We start from the raw sequence: 19,449 nt of genomic DNA, 5'->3' as shown, positions 1-19,449 counted from the left end.
GGGCATTACGGTGGACCACGAGGGCCTCCTGATCTCGGTGGAGATGTCGCAATCCACACCGAACCCGGAGGCCCTCACCCATTTCAAGAACCCAGCACGCGTGTCACCAACGTCCCGGGACAACACAGCTAGGGCGTGCCGGGCATCGCGGACCCGGTCAAGATCCGCCGGACACGCCCTAGGGAGGTCCCGCGCCGAGGAGGGTCCAGGCACCGTAGGCCGCCGACGCGCAGGCCAGTACGGCGATGACCGCCGCCGCGCGCCCCGTACTCCGCAGCCGCACGAGGGCTGCGGCGGGCGGGAGGAGCAGCGGGAACGCGGGCATCATCAGGCGTGGTCGCGAGCCGAAGTACCCGGCTCCGATCAGCGAGATGACGACGATGGCGATGCCGTAGACGAGGACGGGCAACGGCTGCCGCTGCCGTACGCAGAGCACCACCAGCCAACCCAGCAGCCCGAGTGCCGCGCACAGTCCGAGGGCGGCGGGCAGCGGCAGCCCGCCGATGAAGACGGCGAGCGCGCGCCCGCCGTCGATGCTGTTGCCCCACTGCGCCTGGACGTCGAAGTACGCGAAGGGGCTGCCCTGGCGGACGGCGACGAACACGACGTACGCCAGCCACCCCAGCGGTGCGAGCGCAACGCCCGCGAGCATCCGGGCGTTGCGGCGGAGGACACCCCTGCTGCGGCTCCCGGTCCCGCTCCCGCCCCCGGTCCCACGCCTTTCGTTCCCGTTCCCGCTCCCGCTCTCGTTCCCCTTCCCGTTCTCGTTCCCGGAGCGGTAGTCGCGTACGAGGGTGGCGGCGGCGGTGATCGCCAGCGCGGCGATGAGGGCGGCGGCCGAGGGGCGGGTGAGCCCCGCCAGTACGCACAGGGAACCGGCCACGATCCAGCGCCCGGTGAGGACGGCGTACAGGGCCCAGGCGGCCAGCGCGGTGAACAGCGTCTCCGTGTACGCCATCGACTGGACGAACGCGGTCGGGTACACCCCCCACAGGGCCGCCAGCACCACCCCCGTACGCCGCCCGTGCAGCCGGTACCCGACCGCGAAGACGCCCCAGGCGGCGAGCAGCCCGGCCGTCCAGGCGACCAGGAGCCCCGCGCCGCCGAGGGTGAGCGGGGTCACGGCGGAGATGCCGCGCTCCAGGACGGGGAGGAGGGGGAAGAAGGCCAGGTCGGAGTGGAGGGCGCCGTCCGGGAGGGTGACGGTGTACCCGTATCCATCCTGGGCGATGCGCTGATACCAGACGGAGTCCCAGCGGCCGCTGAGCCGCGCCACGGGGTCCTTGCCGGAGGTGTGGGCGGCCACCCAGAAACCCAGGAGCCCTAGGGCCCGGACGGCGGCGTAGACCGCGAGCGCCGGCGCGGCGGCCCGGAACGCGGCGGCCGCCCGGGGGCCGGTTCGGCGGGGGTGCGGGGCCGGGCTGCGGGGCGTCCGGGTGCGGAGCTGGTGGTCGGACATACGGCCGATTATGTCCTCAGGCTCGGACCATCCAGACACGGACGCTCCCGGGAGGGCTCCGCCCGACTACGACGCCGACCACCGGCAGGGCCCGCCCACCGCCGCCCACCGCCGCTCCCGGCCCTCACACGCTCAACACAGCGCTCCCGAACACCTTCCAGGGCGAGACCGCGACGGACTCCAGCACCGCCAGCTGAGGGTGCCGGGACGCGGTCTCCTCCCGTACGGCGAGGGCGTCCGGCCATGCGTCGAGGTGCGCGGCGCCCTCGATGACGACGCCGTCCCAGTCGGTGGCGGCCGTGGCCCCGCTGCGGTCGACGACGAACCCGATGCAGAGCACGGACGCCCGCCCCACGGTCCGCCGTATGGCGCTCACCGCTCGCTCCCGTTCCGCCTCGGGCAGCTCCCCGACGCCGAACTCGACGGCGACGACACCGCCGCAGGCCCGGCGTATCCGCACCAGGAGGTCGGAGCCGCCGTCCACCCATAACCGAAAGCCGACCTCCTGAAGCCTTTGCAGACCGGAAAGGGAGAGAAGTTGCTCCCGGGAGACAGGGGAACGGGCTCCGGACGAGGGGTGGTCCAGGCTGACGAGCATGGTGCGCCCGGTCACCGGATGCTCCGGCCGAAGCCCTTCGGCTTCAAGGTCGCCCAGGAGGGTCGCGGCGTCCAGCCGGGTCCAGCCCAGGTGGTACGAGTAGAAGAATCCGGCACTCACCGACGCCCCACCCCATCACGAAATGAATCCAGCAATTCGCGTGCGCAAATACGAGAGTAGGGGCCGCCGCCCGACCGGACAAGCGCCCACGGAGACCAATCCGCACGCGGACGAAGGAGGCGGGGGTGGAGGGGAGGGGAGGGGGAACGGCCGAGCGTGGTGGTCGGCGTATCCGAGCGTACCGAGCGGCGGCGGGGGCGGCGTGGGCCCACGGACCCACGAACGACCCAAAGAACGGAGCCCCCGGCCTCCGCCACCGAAGCGGCACACCGGAACACATCGGCCATGCCCATGCGACAGCCACGCACGGCACCACCTCAACAGCCCTGCCTGACAGCCGACTTGGGCCCGCCCTTGGGCCCGGGGGCCCGGGTCCGAAGCCCTCTCCGACCGTACGCTCAAGGTCAACAGCGGCACGGTGACAGCCAGGTTGGGGCTCGGGGTCGAGCTCGGATTCTCGAGTTCTCGGGTTCTCGGGTTCTCGGGTTCGAGGAGGGGAGGAACGGTGAGGGGTGACGGGGGCTGGACGGGCAGGAGGACGGACCGCAAACCGCCGCCGGACCGCGGCCGTGACGCGCTGGGTTCCGCTTCGAATTCCGGCTCCGGTTCCAGTTCCCGTTTGGGCTCCGGCTCCGGCCCAGGTTCCGCCACCGGGGCCGGTTCCCGTTCCGGCCTGGGCCCGGGTTCCGGTTCGGGGACGTACAGCGAGCCGGGCGGCCGCTTCTTCGCACTGACCCGCAGTTGGGCGGCGGGGGGCCTGGCCTACATAGCCACCGGCTTCCTGACGAGCCGGTTGCTGTTCGAACTGCTGGCGACGGAAACCCGGTTGGAGTCGTTCGGCTGGCGACTGTCCCTGCTGCACCTACCCGTGCTCGCCGCCTCCCTCCTCACCGTCCTGGCCGCCGCCCGCGTACTCCCCGACGAGCACCGGGAGTCCCGCGCCCTCTACCTGCTCGCCACGCTGACCGTGCCCTTGGCCGGCATGACGTACGCCTTCGCCCTCTCGCGGGAGGCCGTGGGGGCCGAGGGCGTGGTGATGCCCCTGGCCGCGCTGGTCACGGGCGCGGTGTCGGGGGTGGCCGTAGACCGGCTCCTGGAGGACCGCGCCACCCGGCCGGCTCCGCCGCCGAGGAACCCGTACGACTGGCGGGACGGCGGGGCCACAGCGACGGAGTACCTCGGCGTCGCCGTCCTCGTCATCACGTTGATCGGCGCGATGGCGATGACCGGGACCGGCGGGCGGATCGGGGAGCGCATGCCCTGCGCGGTGAGCGTGCTCGCGGGCGGCGGCGGGTCCTGCACCACGGGTGGCGGCGAGGCGGAGGAAACTTTCGCCACGGGCGTGAGCGACGCGAGGGAGGCAGCAACCGCCGCAGGCGCGGGATCCGGCCCGGGTTCCACCCGCCGGGCCACGAAGGACGTACGCCTGAGAGACCCGGAGATGGCCCGCGACGCCCGCCGGATCGACTACGCCTTCACGGCGGACGGCAAGGAGAACACTCCGAACGCGGGCACCCCGATGACCGGGGCCCTGGTGGCGGGCGTGGACTCGGGCGGTGTGCCGTTCGTGGTACGCCTGAACGCGGTGAAGGGCGAGGTGAGCGGGGCGGAGCTGGATGAGCTCGCGGGGGTCTATCGCGGTGAAGTAGGGGGCGGCTGAAGCCTGTTGCAGCCATACCGGGAGCACGGGTAGGCCGCTGCTGACACCGCCTGAGCCCCCTGAACACGCCCCACCTGCCCTGTCCGCAATATCCGCTGCACCTGCACCTGCACCAGCGCCTCGCCAGCCCCTGCGACCACCGCCGCAGATCAGGAAGAGTGGTTCCCGCGCAGCCGGGGGTGTTCCCCGGCGTCTGTTCTCCAGGCCGCCCTTTGAACTCCGTCCACTGATCTGTCGGCACCGCTGTGCCGGCCGGGGCCCGGTGCCGCCACGTGATCGCGGTGCCGGGCCCTCGGTCCTGAACGGAGCGGGGCGGGGCGGTCAGGAGTCCTCGCCGCGCGGGAAGGAGATCTCCACACGGCGGTTCTTCTTCCGGCCCTCCTCATCGCTGTTGCTGGCGATCGGGTACTGCTCGCCGTAACCCCGGATCTCGTACGTGATCGAGGGGCCGAGCTGCTTCGACAAGACCCTGTGCACGGCATCGGCGCGCTTCTTGGAGAGCACGTCGCCGTGGGCGGAGGAGCCGAGGTCGTCGGTGAAGCCGAAGACGCGGACCTTGGTCGTGTTCTGCTTCTTGATCTCGTCGGCGATGGCGGCGATACGGGCGTTGGCCTCCGGGCCCAGCTTCGCGCTGTTCTTGCCGAAGAGGACCTCCGCCTGCAGCGCGAGCTTGATGTCGGCGTTGCTGTCCTCGCGACGCTCCTCGCCACCGAGATCTTCCACGACCTGGACGATGTCGAGGACCCGGCTGGGGGCGAGGGTGCCGCCCTCCGGCATTTTGAGGTCCGGGTCCTGACCATCGATCGGCACCGGGGGCTCGGATACCGCTTCCGTGCCTGGAGGCACACTGGGGCCGTCGTCGGCCGACGCGGGTGATGTACCGAACAGGGCCGTTGTGGCCACGAACACAGCGGCCGCGATGGGCAGCCCCACCGTACGCGGGGGTGTCATATTCGCCATCACCCGGTGATCTTGAGCGATGTGGTGGCGAACGTCGGAACGGAGAAGTCGACCTCTGTCGTAGTGCTCGGGGGTGCCGGGAACTGCATGAACACGGCAGTCGTGTCGCCCGGCTGCAGCGCTCTGATCTTCGTGGTGCACAGGCACCGACCGTCGGTGTCGCGGAGCACGTAGTAGCGCTTCTTGCCAACCTTGTCCACCAGTGTGGCGCCGCCGACCGACGAAAGATTCTCGCGCACGATCACACTTTCACTGCCGGCCCACTGCGCCGGATTAGCAGGCGCATCTCCCTCATTTTTGACCTCTGCCTGCACAGTCACGAATCCGCCTGAATCCCGCTGCACTTGGTTGATCACCATGATGACGCCTGCTTGCCCGCGGATTTCTGCGAGCTTCACGCTGGGGTCGACGTTCTCCCCAGCTGCCGTGTCCTGCCGCGCCACGGATTCTTTATCCGGTGACGGGGATGCCGGAGCTGACGGGGGTGCCGCATTGTCCTGGTTGGCCTTGTCGTCGCTGCCGCTTCCGCAGCTGGTAAGGGCCAGGACGAGCGCAGCGGACATCGAAGCGACAGCCCACAGACTTCGATTCCTTGTGCTGCATCGCATGCTCATGGGGTTCGAATCCTTTACTCGTTGTTCGCTGTCACTGGTCGACCAACCGCACATCGAAGAGCGTCCTGCTCACTGTTTCCCACGGTGGAGCGTCGTCCGGTGTGATCTCGAGGATCTCGCCGTTCGAGCAGGTGAAGGTGAACAAGTCCTGGACTCCGTCGCCGTCCGAGTCCACAGCCTTGGGTCGAGGGCAGCGGAACTCGACGAGCGCAGTGGCCTTGGCCTTGGCGAATCTGCGCTCCGTACCGGGGACGACCGGCGAGTCCACCGGTGCACGCCCCTCGACCTCGACCGTGACTCGATCGCGCAGGTAGCCGGAAGTCGGGACGCACAACACACTGTCTGCGTCGTTGGCGGCAGCCAACCGCTGAGCCTCGTAACAAGGGGGAGCGAAAGACTCGTCGAGGAAGAGGTTCAGCGTGTCTTTGAGGAGCGACGCGTAAAACCCGGCGCCAAAGTCGTCACGGGCACTTTGAGCAGCGGCCAGCGCGGCGGCATCCGCAGCGCTCTGTGATTCATTGCGTAAGACAGATGCCTTGCCGACAGCGAAGAAGGAGAATGCAAGAAAGAGCAAGAATGCCACCATCGCAACATAGATGGGGAATGCCTGCCCTCGATCGCCACGGCACCGCCAAGTCATTAGCCGGCAGTGATCTGATCGACCAGCGCCTTGATGCGCTTCGAGATCGCGCCGCCGATGCCCGTAGCCACGATCGCGCCGATGATCGCCACGACCACCAGGATGATCCCCAGGTACTCGAACGCCGTCTGCCCCCGGTCCTTCGCCGCGTAACGCTTCTGCATGGCGCTGACGGCGGTGTTGGTCCAGCCGTTGACGCGGACGGCCATCTTCAGGGTGAAGTCCGACATGGTGTTCCCCTCCTGGTGCGGCCGACCGGTGGGCGGTCGGCTCTCGTGTCCCTGCGGTGCCGGTCGTGGAACCGGCTTCCCCCTGGCTGGTGCCGTTGCCGAGGTGAGCAATATAGGAGGGTATTGGCGGGCGGCCAGAGGGCCCGTGGGCCCATTTCCGGGCCCAAAGGGTCTTCCGCGCTCCCTCGTCGGGCGCTCTGTCGGTCATGAATGCCGCCCTGGATCCTGGGGGGCCGTGCCGAGCCAGTGGGCTATCGCCTCGCTGCGGCTGGTGCTGTGGAGCTTGGCGAAGATGCGGTTGATGTGGTTCTTGACCGTCTTCTCGCTGATGAAGCAGGTGGCGGCGATCTGCTGATTGCTCATGCCCGCCGCAATCAGCTCCATGACCTCCACCTCTCTCGAACTCAGCCCGTCATGCCGTCTGTTGACGCGAGAGGCCGAGCCTCCGGTTACCGCCGACTGTCCCACAAGGGGTTGCGGCCGTGAAAGGCTTTCCGCTGGTTCGTGCCGGTGCGGCGGTGCCTTCGCCGGGGCGGCCGGGAGAGCCGCGCCCAGGCCCTCCGGCAGGGGGGAGGGGGCTCCGAGGCGCAGGTGCGCCAGCAAGGCGTCGGCGGCCGTCGCGGTGAAGTGGGCGCGGCCGTCCTTCGTGTCGCGGACTGCCTGCACCAGCTGGTCCGCCGTGAACTCGCCGTGCACCAAATAGCCGCCCGCGCCCAGTCGTAGGGCCTCGTGCACGATCTCGCTCTCCCGGCTGTACGTCAGCATCAGCACCGGCGCGACCCTGACCAGGTGCGGCAGCGCCGAGATGCCGTCCACGCCCGGCATGCGGACATCGAGCAGCACGACATCCGGGCGGTGCTGGAGCGTCTTCTCGTACGCCTCCCGGCCGTCCGCCGCCTCCGCGACCACCTCGATGTCGGCCCGATCGGACAGCAGCACGCCCAGGCCGGCCCGGACCACGGGGTTGTCGTCGGCGATCACCACCCGGAGCGAGACGGGGGCAGAATCCGAGGGGAGCGGGGGAAGCGAGGGGAGCGGGGGGAGCAGGGGGAAGACGTCGTCTGGCATGTTGCGACCTCCTCTCGGGGGGGGGCCAGTACGGGGGGAGCTACGGGCGGGGGCTGGACGCGGGGACGGGTGTGGGAGCGAGGGTGGGAATGGGCATGGGGGCGAGGGTGGGGATGGGGATGGGGGTGAGCGTGAACGGGGGCGATGGAGCGGAGAATGACCGACGTGGTGGCTCACGCTGCGGCTCGGACTCCGCGCGGGACTGCGACTCGCCCTGCGGCCCGGGCTTCGGGCTGGACCGGACCTCACCCTGCCGACCGGGCTCCGTGCTGGACCAGGTCTCGCCCTGTCGCCCGGACTCCGGCCTGGACCGGGGCTCGCCCTGCCGCCCGCACTCCGGGCGGAACCGCAGCCCCGTCGTGCCCGCCAGCGCCGCCAGCGGCAGTTCCACGCGTACCTCCGTGCCCCTCTCCGCCTTCCCCCTGCCGATCCGGATGCGGGCCCCGATCGAGGCGGCCCGTTCCACCATGCCGACCAGGCCGAAGCGGCCTGCCCCGCGGAGGCTGTCCAGGGTGGTTCCCTCGGGCAGGCCGCAGCCGTCGTCGTACACGCTCAGGCGGAGCACGTCTCCCTGTACGCCGGCGAGGACGACCAGGTACGTGGGGGCCGCGTGGCGGTGGGCGTTCTCCAGGGCCTCCGAGGCGACCGTGAGGAGTTGGCGGGCCACCGCCTGCGGGACGGGCGGTACGGGGGTCTCCTCGGCGAGTCTGCGGAACGTGGCCGTGACCGGGTGGCGGGCGGTGAAGTCCGCCGTGTGGGCTGCCAGTTGGTCGATGAAGTCCACCCCGCCCTCCAGGCCCTGCTCGCGGCGGAGGTCCGTGAGCAGTTCCCTCGACTCGGCGGCGGCCCGGCGCGCTGCCCGGGCGACCAGTTCGGCCCGGCGCCTCACGGTGGGCGGGTCCAGGCGGTCGGCCGAGCGGGCCAGGCCGTCCGCGGCCAGGGCGAGGCCGTGCAGGGTCTTGGCGACCGAATCGTGCATCTCCCGTGCCAGGCGGGTGCGTTCGGCCTCCACCGCCTCGTTCACCGCCAGCCGCGCCCGGGTCTCGGTGAGCGCCTGAGTGGCCGTGCCGAAACGCAGGAGCAGGTTGCGCAGGGTGACCCCCACCGCCCCGGCGATCACGCAGAAGCCGGGCAGGAGCAGTGCCGTGGGCCCGCCCGCCTCCAGCTTCGGGACACTCGCGTACACGCCGAAGACGATCACCACCTGGAGCGCCGCGAACACCGCCGCCCCGCGCCAGCCGTGGACCAGGCCGGCCAGCAGCGGGGTGCAGACCGTGACGTACGCGAGGGTCGACTCGGGTGTGGCCGTGATCAGCAGCAGCGAGCCGAAGAACACGTCGACGGCGAGCAGCCAGGGGTAGCGCAGAAGGACCGGGCCGAAACGTTCCCAGTCGCGGAACAGGACGTACGAGCCCATGAAGGTGACCAGGATCGCCGAGCCGATGAACCAGGTGGGCAGGCCAGGGGCGGTGCGGCTGATGGCGAACGGGGTCGCCAGCGCGATCATCGCCAGCCGGAAGCCGAAGACCTGGCGGCACATCGCCTGGAGCGCGTTGACCTGGATGGCCAGGGCCGGACGTTCCGGGGTGCCGCTGTGGGCCCGTGTCAGGTCCGTGGTCGGGTCGGGCTGGGAGCCGCTGAGCTGGTAGGCCATGCGCCTGTCGTCACCTCCCTCTCGTTCCCCGTAAGTTCACTGAATGCGCCGAATGCACTGAATCCGCTGGATTCGTTGAGTTCGTTGAGTTCGTTGGATTCGTTGAGTTCGCTGAGCCCGTGCGGGTCTCGTCGGCCGTGCGGCCCCCGTCGTTCCCGTCGTCCCCATCCCGTACGCCGTTCATGTCAGCCGCCCGTGAGAAACGTGAAGTCGACGTCGGCTCCGTACACGAATCCGACCGTGAGGAGAACGAGCGTGCCGGGCAGGAGGAACGACGTCACCGCGAACGTCGCCTTCGGGACCGCCTTGGCCGCCTTGCGTCGGGCGTTCTGGGCGTCCGTGCGGCGCATGTCGTTGGCGATCTGGATGAGCGTCTCCACGATGGGCGCGCCCAGTTCCTCGCCCTGCTGGAGCGTCGTGACGAACATCGCGACCTGCTCCGAGTCGTTGCGCCTGCGCAGCTCCTCGAACGCCTGGCGGCGGCTGACGCCCATGTCCATCTGGCGCAGGGTGATGCGCAGTTCGTCCGACCACGGGCCCTCGTACTTCTCCGCGACCCGGTCCAGCGCCTGTCGGAAGCCGAGTCCGGCGGACACGACGACGGCGAGGACGTCGAGGAAGTCCGGGAGGGTGCGTTCGATGTGCTCGCGGCGCACCCGGATCGCCGACCAGATCCCCACCTCCACCCAGAACAGGCCGAACCCGATCATGAGGAGCGCGAGGAAGAGCTGGTCCTGGAGGAGCATGGAGAAGGCTCCGAGGAGGCCCAGCGCGCCGTAGACCGCGCGGCGGGCCGCGTAACGGTCGATGGTCAGGCCGCCCGGGTTTCCGGCCAGGTCGATCTGCCGGCGCTTCTTGTTGACGGCCTTGGGGCCCATCATCCGCAGCACCATCGGGGCCCAGCGGATGCCGAGCCGGTCGATGCCGGAGCCCACCGCGCTGGTGCGGGAGGAGCCGGATTCGAGGGCGACGGCGAGGTCGCCGGGGAGTTCGGCCTCGGCCCGGTACATCCGTATGCCGTGGATGGCCCCGTAGACGGCGAGGCCGACGATCAGGGCGAGCAGCAAGTCCATGCCGGTTCCTCTCGGTTGGGGTCGGTGGGGTCAGGCGCTGGGTCGGTGGAGTACGGCGCTGGGACGGTGGTCCAGGTGGCCCAAGTGGTCTCGGTGGTGTCGGACGCCGGCTTCGGGGGCGTTGGATGTCGTCGGTTCAAGGGCTTCAGACGTCGATACGGGACAGGCGGCGGATGACCACGAAGCCGATCGCGTACAGGGCGATGGCCACGACCACGGCCGCCTGGCCGAGGAAGGCCCCGGTCATCCGGTCCAGGGCGCCGGGCATGACCGCGTTCATCAGGAGCATCGCGCCGACGCCGAAGGCCGGTACGGCGTAGGCGGTGACGGTGACCTGGGAGAGCTGGGTCTTGACCTCGCGGCGGGTCTCCTTGCGCTCCTCCAGCGTCTCGGTCAGGTTGCGCAGGGAGCTCACGACCGTACCGCCGGCCCGGTTGGAGAGCACCAACGTCGTGACCAGGACGACCAGTTCGCGGGAGGGCAGTCTGTCCGTCAGCTCGCTCAGCGCTTCATCCAGGGACTCCCCCACCGCCAACCTCCTGGCCACCCGCGCCAGTTCCTCGCCTGCCGGGTCCTCCAACTCCTCGGCGGCCATGGAGAGTGCGGTGCGCAGGGCCAGGCCGGCCTGGGTGGCGTTGGCCAGGATGCGGGAGACCTCGGGCAGTTGGTTGATAAAGCGCTCGGTGCGCTTGGCCCGCTGCCAGTTGAGGTACGCGTTGGCGCCCCAGAGGCCGATGAGGGCGGCGACCGGGCCGAAGAAGGCGGCGAGCAGGGACGAGGCGATCATCCACAGTCCGGCCATCGCGATGAGGGCGTAGACGGCGAACTCGCCGGGGGTGAGCTCCATGCCGGTCGCCGCGAGCTTCAGCTCCAGCTTCCGGCCGAGGGCGGTGCGCCGGAGCCGGCGGTCCAGGCCCTTGAACCGGCGGTGCCGGCCCGTCTCGGGGATCTGCCCGACGTGGGAGAGCCGCTCGACCAGGGCGTCGCGGTCGGCCTTGCCGCCGGAGTACGCGTACAGGCCCATCACGCCGAGCACGCAGCACAGCAGCGTCACGCCGATGGTGACCAGGGGGAGGTTGACGTTGTCCATGGCTCGGTACCTAGTTGGCCTCTCGGATGGCGAGCTGTTCGGCGCTCTCGGCGATGCCGAACGCCTGCGGGATGGGCTGGCTCGCCATGTAGAGGCGGTCGGCGATCCTGCGGGGCAGCGGCAAGTACTGGAAGTGGCCGTGGATCCGGCCGTCCGGAGCCATCGGCCGGGCGTTGAACCGGGCCACCGTGACGATCCGGTACGGGTCGCGGCCGTGCGAGTCGAGCACCGCGATCTCGGTGACCTTCCTGGTGCCGTCCGCGTGCCGGGTGAGCTGGACGATCACGTCGACGGCGCTGTTGATCTGGTCGTGCAGCGCCTCGAAGGGGATCTCCACCTCGGACATCGAGGCCAGGGTCTGGAGACGCATGAGCGCGTCCTCGGCGCTGTTGGCGTGAACGGTGGCGAGCGAGCCGTCGTGGCCCGTGGACATCGCCTGGAGCATGTCGAGGGACTCGCCGCCGCGGACCTCGCCGACGACGATGCGGTCGGGGCGCATCCGCAGCGAGTTGCGGACCAGGTCGCGGATGGTGATCTGGCCCTTGCCCTCGACGTTGGCCGGGCGGGCCTCCAGCCGGATCACATGGCTCTGCTGGAGCTGGAGTTCGGCGGAGTCCTCGATGGTGACGATGCGCTCGTGGCCGGGGATCAGCCCGGAGAGCGCGTTGAGGAGCGTCGTCTTGCCGGTGCCGGTGGCGCCCGAGACGATGATGTTCAGCTTGGCCTGGACGAGACCGGCGAGCAGGATCAGCATCTGCTCGTCCAGCGAGCCGAAGCCGATCATCTCCTGGAGGGTGAAGGAGCGCGGGAAGCGGCGGATGGTGAGCGTCGCGCCGGTGAGGGAGAGCGGCGGGATGATGACGTTGACGCGTTCGCCGCTCGGCAGCCTCGCGTCGACCATCGGGTTCGACTCGTCGACGCGGCGGTTGACGGTCGCCACGATGCGTTCGATGGTCTGCATCAGTTGCTCGTGGGAGCCGAAACGCAGGGGCAGTTGCTCGACCTTGCCGCTGCGCTCGACGAAGATCTGGTCGGGTCCGTTCACCATGATCTCGGTGATGGACGCGTCCTCCAGGAGCGGTTCCAGGATGCCGAGGCCGAGCGCCTCGTCCACGACGCGCCGGATCAGCTGCGAGCGCTCGACGGTGGAGAGCACCGGGCCCTCGCGGCTGATGATGTGGCCGAGTACGCGCTCCAGCCGGGCCCGCCGGTCCGCGGCGGCCAGCGAGGACATCTCCGCGAGGTCGATCTCCTCCAGCAGCTTGGCCCGGTAGGCGGCCACCAGATGGCCGTCCTCCCGTGCGCCGCCGTGCTCGTCCGGGGCGCTCATGCGTGCCCGCAAACTCATCTGCGTAACTCTCCTCGGTGTCGCGGATGGTGCTGGTCCCGCCGGTCGGGCAGTCGGTCAGTCGGTGGGGCAGTCGGTGGGTGGGTGCGGTCGGGGCGGTCGGTCTGCCGGTCAGTCGGTGGGTGGGTGGGTGCGGTCGGTGCGGTCGGACGACCAGTGCGATCAGCCGTTGTGCGGACGGCCGTTGCGGTCGGTCCGTGCGGTCCTGGGGGCGCGATCCCTCGGTCAGTCCGGGAACTTCTCGTTGGGCATGGTCGCGCTCCGCTCGGCCCACCAGCCGTCCAGTCCGGGGACGACGGAGGGGACCCTGACCCTGACGGTGGCCGTCACATCGCGCCCGCCCTGCTCCTGGTAGTCGAACCCGCCGTTCGCCACCCAGCCGCTCACCGCGTCCCGGGCCGTGGACGAGGGGTCGCCCTGGGCGTCGAAGCTGGCGGCCGTACGGGCTCCGGCGCGGGCCGCCGTGCCCGCCTGGTTGGCGGCGTACGCGGCCAGGCCGAGCTGGATGGCCCCCATGGCGACCAGGAGCAGCAGCGGGAGGAAGCCGAGGTACTCCAGAGCGACCTGGCCCCGGTCCCGACTCCGGCCCTGGCCCCGGTCCCGGCCCTGCCCCTGCTCCCGGCTCCGACCCTCGTCCCACCCCCGCTCCCGTCCCCCGTTCCGTCCCCGTCCCCGGTCCCGGCTCCTGCCGCCCCGCCGGGCCCGGCCGCGCTCGCTGTGCGGGATCGTCGTCATCACTCAGTCCTCCAACGCCGATCCGGCTTCGCCGTCGATGCGGATGTCGAGGTCGAACAGGCCGGGCGCCAGCACCGGGACCTTGAGCGTCACCCGGGCCTCGTACAGTCCGCCGCCCGGGCCGCAGGAGACCTGCGCCCCGCCCCTCCATGCCTGCGGGAGGTGCTCCACCGCCCCCGCCTCGCAGGCCGCCCCCGCCCCGGACTCCGCGCCGCTGCCCTTGCGCGCGGCGACGTCCGCCGCGTTGCCCGCGAGGCTGAAGGTGTAGCCGATCAGGGCGCACTCCCAGAGCACGAGCATGATCAGGATGATGAAGGGCGTCATGCCCAGGAACTCGATCGCGACCTGCCCGCGGTCGTCCCGGACCCTCCCCGGCCGCCGCGGCCGCTCCCCCGGGGGCCGTCGATCGCGTCCGTCGTCAGGTGGGGCGGCCGTGGCCCGCCCCCGTATGCCGCTTCGGACCGTCCCAGTGGTGGTCATCGCTCAACGTGTCCCCTCGGCGTCCGCGGACCCGCCGCGCCGGTGGCGGGGGCGTCCGATCGAGCCCCGGTCGTTCTTGAAGGCGCCGCTGTTCCTCCTGGCCAGGGCGCTGCCCTTCCTCTTGGCCGGGGCGCTCGGCCTGACGATGCCCAGCTCTCCGGCCAGCGCCCACAGGGCCTGCTTCACCGTGCTCCTGGCGTCCAGTTCGTGCAGGCGGCCGGAGTCGATGGACGCCTGGAGCTCCTTGAAGTTGGCGGGGATCGCGGCGGAGGCGACCCGGGTGCCGGTGATCTTCTGGATCAGCGGCGGCTGGATCTCGGTGTTGCGGGTGAGGCGGTTGACGAGCGTGACCGTCTCCTCGGCCTTGCGGATCTGGAGCCGTTCCCACATCCGTACGATGCGTTTCGCGCCGCGCACCGCGACCACGTCGGGCGTCGTGACCAGCAGGGCCACGTCCGCCATCTCGATGGCCGCCGCGTTGGCCCCGTTCATCTGGCCGCCGCAGTCGATGACGACGATCTCGTACCGCGAACGCAGGGCGCTGACGATCTGCCGGGCCGAACGGTCGCTGACCTCCTCGCCGCGCTCGCCCTCCCCCGGGGCCAGCAGCAGGGCGAGGCCCGTGGAGTGGGAGAAGACGGCGTCGGCGAGCACCCGGGGCGAGATGTCGGCGATCTGGGCGAGGTCGGCGAGGGAGCGCCGGAACTGTACGTCGAGGAACGAGGCGATGTCCCCGGTCTGGAGGTCCATGTCGACCAGGGCGACGGTGTGGCCGGACGCCTGGGCGGCCAGGGCGAGTTGGATGGCCGTGACGGTGGCCCCGACGCCGCCCTTCGCGCCGGTGACCGTGACGACCGTGCCGCCGGGGCCGGTGAAGACGTCGTTGCCGGAGGAGAGGTGACGGCGTACGCCGATGGACCACTGGGCGGCGGCCTGGACCCGGTTGGCGAGCTCCTCGTACCCCACCGGCAGGGTGACCAGGCCGCGGGCCCCGGAGTCCATCGCGTCGGCGAAGAGGCCGGGGCTCGCGTCCGCGGTGATCATGACGACCCCGACCGAGGGGAACCGCAGCGAGACCTCCCGGATCAGTTCCAGCGCCGGGACCGGGCCGATCCGCTCGTGCACCAGGACCACTTCGGGCAGCTCGTCGATGGCCTCGCCCGCGAGCCGGGCCAGGGTGTCGATGAGCTGGGTCGAGTCGGTGACCGGGTTCGCCGGTTCGGCGTCGGGGAGCTGGCTCAGCAGGGTGGTGACCGCGCGGGCCGCGTCGGGATCGCCTACGGCCGGGAGGATTCTGGTGGTCATCCGACCCTCACTTGTCCTTGTCGAGCGTGTAGGTGCGGTCCCCCGGACGGATGGCGCCGTCGCCGCCCGGGGCGACGAGCGCGAGACGTACGTGCTCCGCGAAGGACTCGGCGTACGCGACGCGCTGGGCGTCCAGCGTGTTCAGGGCGAAGGTGATCGGCACGGCCTCGGTGACCTGGCCGCGCCGGTCGTCGCCGGACGGGTTGAGGGGGGTGAGCCTGCCGACCTCCAGCACCTTGGCGTTGGAGACGATGACCTTGGACTGGGCGGGCTCGGCGTTCTCCCGCTGCTGCTCACCGGCGAACGTGGCGTAGATGTTGACCGTCGCGCCCGGTGTGATCTTGCCCGCGACGCCGGTGGCGGCGTCGATCATGATGGCGATCTCCTGCTCACCGGCGCGGAGTTCGGGCTTGCGGACCATCATGTCGGACTGGAGCAGCGAGCCCTCGCGCAGATTGGTGACGGCGATCTTCCCCTCCACCTCCCGCAGGTCGATCACGGCGTTCGCCGAGAGCCAGCGCTTGGGCATCGTGATCTTCTCGAACTGGCGGCTGTTCAGGGCCGTGTACGGAGCCACGTCGGCCTTCAGCCGGTACGCGGTCACTTCGGGGCCGACCTTGGAGTTCACATCGCTGATCACCGAGAGCACACCGGCGAACGCGCCGAAGGCGCACAGGACCGACAACAGCAGGAGTATCACGCCGCGGCGCTGGCGGGAGTTCATGGCCGGACAACCTCGTTCGGATCGGATGCGTGGGGCAGCGGGCGGGAAGCGGATGGTGCGGGGCGGGGGTCGGGGGCGCACCGTGAGACGGCGCGGGCCGGTGTCGGTGTCCTGCGGCCAAGGTCCGGAGTCGGCGCCCTTCGGACGTCGGACCTCGGGCTTCGGACCTCGGGCTTCGGGCTTCGGACCCCGGGCTTCGGACCTCGGGCTTCGGACCCCGGGCAGGAGCCGGCCTCCGTGCCCTTCGGTCAGGGGCCGGGGCGGTTGCCGGCCTCCAGTTGCAGGACACCGGTGGTCGCCCTTCGGGTCTCGGGGGCGGCGAGGGGGGCGGTGAGCGGGGCGGAACAGAACGCGCAGCGGTCGCCGATGAGTTCCATCGCGCACCAGTGGCACTTCTCCCGCCGGACGGACGCGACCAGTTGGTACAGCAGGGAGATGTCCGGGAGGTAGGCGGCGAACTCCACCAGCTTCCCCGTGCCCCACCAGCGCGGGGAGTCGGCGGGAACGGCCCCCTCGTGCACGGCGTGGACCTTCCAGGCGGGCGCGAGGGTCTCCTGCACCCAGTTCGACTGCAACGGCCCTCTGGCCACCAGAAGATGCGTACGGAATCTGGGCCCGGCAGGCGGTTCGGCGGCCGGTCCTACCTTGACGAGCTGCGGTTCAGGACCGGCGACGACGGCGAAATGGGAGCCCGGGACCCACGACTTGGCGTGGCTTTTGAGGCCGACCGGGACCCGGTCGAGCTTGGCGACCGAGTTGAGCAGCGCGCCCGCGTGGATGTAGTGCGACAGCAGCCGGGCGGCGGAGGCGACCACGCCGGGGCTGAAGTCGCAGACGGACAACTGCCGTAACTGGCGCACCAGTACGGCAATGCCGAGGGGCGGAAGGTCCACCTTGACCAGGGCGATCCGGTCGCTTTCGAGGACCGAGCGGATCGAGTGGAGGCGACGCTCGTGCTCGGGCCGGATGCCGGAGGAGTAGAGGGCGATCACATGTCCGTGCTGTTCGAGCAGCAGATGCATGTCACCGATCGCCAGCTCCAGGACCTGGGCCTCGGGGGCCTGCAACAGGGCCGCGGTCGGGGTCTGCTGATCGGTGGGCGGCAGCACCAGATCTGCACTCGTCACTGCTATCGCGGTCGGCACGCTCTTCCCCGTTCCGGCTCCGGCCGCCGTCGAGACGTCGGCCGCGAACACTCCTGCTCTGTGCTCCTGTGCCCGGTACTTCTGCTCTGTCTCCGCACTTCTGCTCCGTGCTCCTGTCTCAGCACTTTAGCCACGTCTCACCAGGCAGAGAACAGTTATCGGGGACCAGTGCGTCATCGGGCGAACACTGTTCGTACCGGCAGCGGGCGGCAAACGGGATGAAATCGATTTCGGCCGACTCGCCCGCCCTTGCGCAGCGTTACGGAGCAGCCCGCCCGAAATCCCGTCGCGCGTCCATTCCCGCACGTCAGGCCGGACACCAGGCCGCTGCGGACCCTTTCGGCGGGCCGTTTCCGTCACGGTACGAAGACCTTGACCAAGATCACCCGTGCGGGTGCCGGGGCGCGTCCGCCGAGTCATCACCCGGCAAAGAAACTCCTGCCCGAGCGTGCCCGTCGAGCGGCTCGCGGAGAGCGGACGAGTCCATCGCGGACGGGTACGCGCGAACCTCCCGTACGCCTTTTCGTCGCCAGAGGTCTTGACAACTCGATTGGTCTGGACCAGCTTATCCGCCAGTGGTGGCCACCGCTTCAGCTTCAGCTTCAACTCAAGCTCCAGCTCCAGCTCCAGCTCCAGCTCCAAAAGTTCCGGGCACGGCACTTCTCGATCCCCATCCCCACCCCATTCCCGACGCCGTGCATCGCGTACGTCCGGCGCATCCGGCGCATCCGGTACGTCCAGTACGCCCGCAGCCCCCGCACCACACCCCCGCCACGCACCACCAACTCCCCCCGGAGGCCCCCCGTGCAACGCTCCGCAGGCAGCAGCAGACGCAGAAGGCACCACACCCGGCCGCTCCTCGGAGGCGCCGTGGCCGTCATCGCGGCGGGCGCCCTGACCGTCACCGGGCTCGTCAGCACCGCCCAGGCCGCCGACGTCAACAACGCCAAGAACGCGGGCTTCGAGTCCGGGCTCGCCAACTGGACCTGCTCCGCCGGCAGCGGCGCGACCGTCTCCTCCCCCGTGCGCAGCGGTACGTCGGCCCTGAAGGCCACTCCGGCCGGCCAGGACAACGCCAAGTGTTCGCAGACCGTGGCCGTGAAGCCCAACTCGACCTACGCGCTGAGCTCCTGGGTGCAGGGCGGTTACGCCTACCTCGGCGTGACCGGCAGCGGAACGACCGACGTCTCCACCTGGACGCCGGGCTCCACCACCTGGACCAAGCTGTCCACCAGCTTCAAGACCGGCGCGAACACCACGTCGGTGACCGTCTACACCCACGGCTGGTACGGGCAGTCCGCCTACTTCGCCGACGACGTCGAGGTGACCGGCCCCGACGGCGGGGGCGGCGGCGACGGGCCCGGCCCGGTCATCCCGGCGGCCCCCGCCGGCCTCACGGCGGGCGCCACGACCACCTCCTCCGTCTCCCTGTCCTGGAACGCGGTCTCGGGCGCGACGGGCTACAAGGTGTACCGGGACGGTGTGCAGGCCGCCACCTCCACCGGGACCTCGGCGACCGTCACGGGGCTGGCCGCCGACACCGCGTACCAGTTCTCCGTGAGCGCCACCAACGCGGCCGGTGAATCGGTCAAGTCCGCCGCCGTCAACGCCCGTACGGCGAAGCCCGGTTCGGGCGGCCCAGGCCCGGCCGTGCCCAAGCACGCGGTGACCGGCTACTGGCAGAACTTCAACAACGGCGCGGCCGTCCAGAAGCTCACCGACGTCCCGGCCGACTACGACATCATCGCGGTCTCCTTCGCGGACGCCACGCCGACGCCGGGCGCGGTCACCTTCAAGCTGGACACCGCCGGGCTGAACGGCTACACCGACGCCCAGTTCCGGGCGGACATCAAGACCAAGCAGGCGCAGGGCAAGAACGTCATCATCTCGATCGGCGGCGAACTGGGCACGGTCCGGGTCGACAACGACGCCTCCGCCACCGCGTTCGCCAACTCGGTGTACGCGCTGATGCAGGACTACGGCTTCAACGGGGTCGACATCGACCTGGAGAACGGCCTCAACGCCACCTATATGACGAAGGCGCTGCGCCAGCTGTCGGCGAAGGCGGGCAGCGGCCTGGTGATCACGATGGCTCCGCAGACGATCGACATGCAGTCGACGTCGGGTGAGTACTTCAAGACGGCGCTCAACGTGAAGGACATCCTGACCGTCGTCAACATGCAGTACTACAACAGCGGTTCGATGCTCGGCTGCGACGGCAAGGTCTACTCGCAGGGCTCGGTGGACTTCCTGACCGCGCTCGCCTGCATCCAGCTGGAGGGCGGCCTCGACCCGTCCCAGGTCGGCATCGGCGTCCCCGCCTCCACGCGCGGCGCGGGCAGCGGATACGTCTCCCCGTCGATCGTGAACGCCGCGCTGGACTGCCTGACCAAGGGAACCAACTGCGGTTCCTTCAAGCCCTCGAAGACCTACCCGTCGCTGCGCGGCGCGATGACCTGGTCGACCAACTGGGACGCCACGGCCGGGTTCGCCTGGTCGAAGGCGGTCGGCCCGCACGTCCGCAGTCTGCCGTAACCACCCCCGTA

Annotated in this window: 18 protein-coding genes; 2 read left to right on the top strand and 16 right to left on the bottom strand. The window is 70.3% G+C overall.

Annotated features, from left to right (window positions below; all coding sequences use genetic code 11):
- Positions 1-178: 178 nt before the first annotated feature.
- Positions 179-1,459 (bottom strand): hypothetical protein, encoded by a 1,281-nt coding sequence (locus ACLJPL_RS19670; protein WP_411082123.1) that lies wholly within the window; start codon positions 1,457-1,459, stop codon positions 179-181.
- A 124-nt stretch (positions 1,460-1,583) separates the two neighbouring features.
- Complete coding sequence (locus ACLJPL_RS19665; RefSeq protein ID WP_411082122.1) at positions 1,584-2,177, bottom strand: hypothetical protein; 594 nt, start codon at positions 2,175-2,177, stop codon at positions 1,584-1,586.
- Positions 2,178-2,796: 619 nt separating this feature from the next.
- Between ACLJPL_RS19665 and ACLJPL_RS19660 the strand changes: the two genes are divergently transcribed.
- On the top strand, positions 2,797-3,837 hold the full coding sequence (locus ACLJPL_RS19660) for a hypothetical protein (protein ID WP_411082121.1): 1,041 nt from the start codon (positions 2,797-2,799) through the stop codon (positions 3,835-3,837).
- Between the two features lie 321 nt (positions 3,838-4,158).
- Here ACLJPL_RS19660 and ACLJPL_RS19655 read toward each other — a convergent pair whose 3' ends face one another.
- From ACLJPL_RS19655 to ACLJPL_RS19590, 14 genes are all read right to left on the bottom strand, one after another.
- A complete protein-coding gene (locus tag ACLJPL_RS19655) occupies positions 4,159-4,797 on the bottom strand; it encodes an OmpA family protein (RefSeq protein WP_411082120.1) in 639 nt (212 codons plus the stop codon).
- Positions 4,797-5,240 (bottom strand): hypothetical protein, encoded by a 444-nt coding sequence (locus tag ACLJPL_RS19650; protein ID WP_411082119.1) that lies wholly within the window; start codon positions 5,238-5,240, stop codon positions 4,797-4,799. The genes ACLJPL_RS19655 and ACLJPL_RS19650 overlap by 1 nt, the downstream gene beginning before the upstream one ends.
- Positions 5,241-5,442: 202 nt before the next feature.
- On the bottom strand, positions 5,443-6,051 hold the full coding sequence (locus tag ACLJPL_RS19645) for a pilus assembly protein TadG-related protein (protein WP_411082118.1): 609 nt from the start codon (positions 6,049-6,051) through the stop codon (positions 5,443-5,445).
- Positions 6,051-6,281: a hypothetical protein gene (locus ACLJPL_RS19640; RefSeq protein ID WP_411082117.1), complete on the bottom strand. Its 231-nt coding sequence runs from the start codon at positions 6,279-6,281 to the stop codon at positions 6,051-6,053. The genes ACLJPL_RS19645 and ACLJPL_RS19640 overlap by 1 nt, the downstream gene beginning before the upstream one ends.
- 204 nt (positions 6,282-6,485) lie before the next feature.
- On the bottom strand, positions 6,486-7,349 hold the full coding sequence (locus tag ACLJPL_RS19635; RefSeq protein WP_411082116.1) for a response regulator: 864 nt from the start codon (positions 7,347-7,349) through the stop codon (positions 6,486-6,488).
- A gap of 40 nt (positions 7,350-7,389) precedes the next feature.
- Positions 7,390-9,003: a histidine kinase gene (locus ACLJPL_RS19630; RefSeq protein ID WP_411082115.1), complete on the bottom strand. Its 1,614-nt coding sequence runs from the start codon at positions 9,001-9,003 to the stop codon at positions 7,390-7,392.
- Between the two features lie 185 nt (positions 9,004-9,188).
- Positions 9,189-10,076, bottom strand: a complete 888-nt coding sequence (locus ACLJPL_RS19625; protein ID WP_411082114.1) for a DUF5936 domain-containing protein — start codon at positions 10,074-10,076, stop codon at positions 9,189-9,191.
- Between the two features lie 145 nt (positions 10,077-10,221).
- Positions 10,222-11,166 carry a type II secretion system F family protein gene (locus tag ACLJPL_RS19620; protein ID WP_411082113.1) on the bottom strand — a complete coding sequence of 315 codons (945 nt, stop codon included), beginning with the start codon at positions 11,164-11,166 and terminating at the stop codon, positions 10,222-10,224.
- 10 nt (positions 11,167-11,176) lie between these two features.
- Positions 11,177-12,514: a CpaF family protein gene (locus ACLJPL_RS19615; protein ID WP_411082112.1), complete on the bottom strand. Its 1,338-nt coding sequence runs from the start codon at positions 12,512-12,514 to the stop codon at positions 11,177-11,179.
- A 225-nt stretch (positions 12,515-12,739) separates the two neighbouring features.
- Positions 12,740-13,030 carry a pilus assembly protein gene (locus ACLJPL_RS19610; RefSeq protein WP_411082154.1) on the bottom strand — a complete coding sequence of 97 codons (291 nt, stop codon included), beginning with the start codon at positions 13,028-13,030 and terminating at the stop codon, positions 12,740-12,742.
- 222 nt (positions 13,031-13,252) lie between these two features.
- Positions 13,253-13,729 (bottom strand): TadE/TadG family type IV pilus assembly protein, encoded by a 477-nt coding sequence (locus tag ACLJPL_RS19605; RefSeq protein ID WP_411082111.1) that lies wholly within the window; start codon positions 13,727-13,729, stop codon positions 13,253-13,255.
- 3 nt (positions 13,730-13,732) lie between these two features.
- The gene (locus ACLJPL_RS19600; RefSeq protein ID WP_411082110.1) at positions 13,733-15,034 is read right to left on the bottom strand and encodes a CpaE family protein; all 1,302 of its coding nucleotides are present in this window, start codon (positions 15,032-15,034) and stop codon (positions 13,733-13,735) included.
- Positions 15,035-15,041: 7 nt separating this feature from the next.
- Positions 15,042-15,758 (bottom strand): Flp pilus assembly protein CpaB, encoded by a 717-nt coding sequence (cpaB, locus tag ACLJPL_RS19595; protein WP_411082109.1) that lies wholly within the window; start codon positions 15,756-15,758, stop codon positions 15,042-15,044.
- Positions 15,759-16,006: 248 nt separating this feature from the next.
- Entirely contained in the window at positions 16,007-16,885 is an 879-nt protein-coding gene (locus ACLJPL_RS19590; RefSeq protein ID WP_411082108.1) for a hypothetical protein, read from the bottom strand.
- Between the two features lie 822 nt (positions 16,886-17,707).
- On the opposite strand from ACLJPL_RS19590, the gene ACLJPL_RS19585 reads away from it, so the two are divergent.
- Positions 17,708-19,438, top strand: a complete 1,731-nt coding sequence (locus tag ACLJPL_RS19585; RefSeq protein ID WP_411082107.1) for a chitinase — start codon at positions 17,708-17,710, stop codon at positions 19,436-19,438.
- Positions 19,439-19,449 lie beyond the last annotated feature (11 nt).

Source organism: Streptomyces sp. cmx-18-6, assembly GCF_046548915.1.
Taxonomy (GTDB): Bacteria; Actinomycetota; Actinomycetes; order Streptomycetales; family Streptomycetaceae; genus Streptomyces.
Note: the sequence above shows the minus strand (reverse complement) of the source record. Positions and strands in the feature narration are given on the sequence as shown.